The sequence below is a fragment of the Pseudomonas sp. CM25 genome (assembly GCF_013179705.1).
Taxonomy (GTDB): Bacteria; Pseudomonadota; Gammaproteobacteria; order Pseudomonadales; family Pseudomonadaceae; genus Aquipseudomonas.
Genome location: NZ_JABMCW010000554.1, coordinates 1 through 2,284, shown reverse-complemented (window position 1 = coordinate 2,284; position 2,284 = coordinate 1). Strand labels below are relative to the sequence as shown.

1 protein-coding gene is annotated in these 2,284 nt (G+C 62.6%); it reads right to left on the bottom strand.

Annotation, left to right across the window (positions count from 1 at the left end; genetic code table 11):
- Nucleotides 1-2,284 (bottom strand): host specificity factor TipJ family phage tail protein (locus HP546_RS29315; protein ID WP_172233094.1); only part of this gene is annotated, 2,284 nt, incomplete at both ends.

The following is a 2,284-nucleotide window of genomic DNA, read 5'->3' as shown; positions in this document are numbered from 1 at the left end:
GCCTCAAGCACGGTTTCCTGGCCAGTCACCGCAAGGTCAAAATAGTCCCCGCGAGCCTTCCAAATGGCATCAAGCCGGTCCAGTTCTGCCAGATCGAGGTCATCGTCCGTGTAGCCAATCGTGCGCGCCACGTGCGCCACCCATGGCACGATGTCCCGAGTGGGTGTTTCCACTGCCCATGCCCCGCCACTGCGCACCGGCAGCACCCGGGTGGGCCGGACAGAAACCATGGTCTCGGACTGGGCCGAAAGGCGGTTGCTGCCCTTGACGTAGACCACCATGACCGTGACACCTTCGTACCGGCTCGGTACGCGCTCAATGCGCCCGCGCAGGCCGTACCACTGCACGCGATCCTGCTTGTTCGATGTCGTCGATTCCTCGCCAATACGGCGCACACGCACCTCTGGCCGCATGGCTGCCGGGATGGAGATTTTCCGGGTAAAACCCATCTGATCGGGTGACATGGCGGTGTAGGTCGACGTGACCGAGGTCCAGGCGCCAGCGGTTGTAATGTCTCGGTACTGGATCTCGACCTTGACGCTCACCTGCCGCTGGTTACCGTTCTTTTCGGTGTAGCGAATCATCCCTTGCGGGAAGAAGAAGTCGATCTCCAGGCGTCGAGTCACCTCACCAGGTGGAACCACTGCGAACGGGCCAGACCAGTCGCCTTCAGTGGTCGAGCCATCGAGCACAATGTTGACATCGCTAGTCTGTAGCGCGTCGAAGCCTTCCCAGACGCCATCCTCCGCGCCCGTATCCGTCAGGCGGGAAAGCGTGATAGCCGATGGACCGTGGCTTTCGTCAACCTCGGTGTCGTCATCATCCTCTTCCGCGTCATCGGACACAGCTGTAATCCTGTAGCGCAGACCGCGATAGCCAATCGAAGCCAGCAAATTGCCCACTTGCAGGCCGATCGCCGGCGCGCCGCCATCATAGGCCAGGGTCATCTTGGCGAACTGACCGTCTACTGCAGCCTCTGACTTCACGCCAGTCACGAACACGGGCGCCCCCCCGAACACATCATCGGTCGAACCACTCAGGGCAAGTGCGGTACCGGTGAACGGGGCGGCCTGCTCGGCAATGCGCAGTCGTCCGCTGGAGTCGCTGGCCACCAAGGCGGTACCGGCTAGTGCCGTATTCACGGCAGAGACCAGGCCGGCCAGGTTTGTGGTGGCCGTATTCAGGGTCACCGGAAAATCACTGGAGCCCCGAGACACCGTGAAGCTCACGGGCGACACATCGAAATTGAAACGGTTCGGTGCAGCACTGCCCGTCACCATGGACGGAGAACCAGGCACTTCAGGCGTAGCGGGCACTTCCGGGGTGTAGGTGGCCACCACGTACTCACCGGCGTTGGCTCCGGCCAGTTCAACCTTCATCCCGACAAACGCCCCCAGCATCGGGAGGTGCTTACCGCTGATAACCGTGGCGCTGCCGTCCGCCGGCGCGGTGAAGGTGTACGGGTACAGCATCTCTACCCTGGCGATCATCCCGGCATCCCAGCCGAACGGGAACCATCCGGCGCCCTCCGGAACGGTCAGGACGAAACCGGAAGCAACCACCGAGTTGCCGGTGAACTGTTGCTGCACCGCGATGGTGGTCGTCAGCGTGAGGCCGGCGCTGCCGGTATTGGTCGAGCCCACTTCGGTCGAGCTGTGCCACCACTGCGCTGCGGTTTCGGCAGACAGATCCTCGCCTGGGCCAAAAATCTTGTAGCTGGCCGTCGAGCCCAGCGATGCGATGGTGGTGTCACCCACCATGACGTTGCCCGGTAGGACCTGGTACTTTCCCTTGCCAATGCACAGCAGAAGCTCCGTCCACTGCTCGGTTGGCTCGCCAAAGTAGCGGTGAGCGGGCACCAGATAGTCGGGATAGCGCTTCGGGGAGCCTGCCAGCTCAGGAATGGCATCGTTCAGCGCGGCCTGGTTGCCCTTCACCGTCGACAGGTTCAGCTCCCGCGAGGTGCGGTTCTGCATGTTCGGCGTGGCCGGCTTCACCGGGTCGAACGGGTTGCCCAGGCCAAACAGCTTGGCCAGCGGTCCAGGCTTGAAGATGGTCTTGAGAGAACTGCCCTTCGGCTCGATGTAGATCGACACCTGGTCTTCGGGGCCGATCTCGGTTTCGCTCCAGGTCGCAGGCGCGACCAGCTCACCGTTTCGCATGATGCTGATCGGCGGCACAGGCCGTGGCTGATAACTGCGGACCTTGGCCTTCAGCCAGGCCTCAATGGTCGTGGCCTGCTCCAATGGATGACGCTCAAGCGCCCCACCCTCAAGCTTGCTCG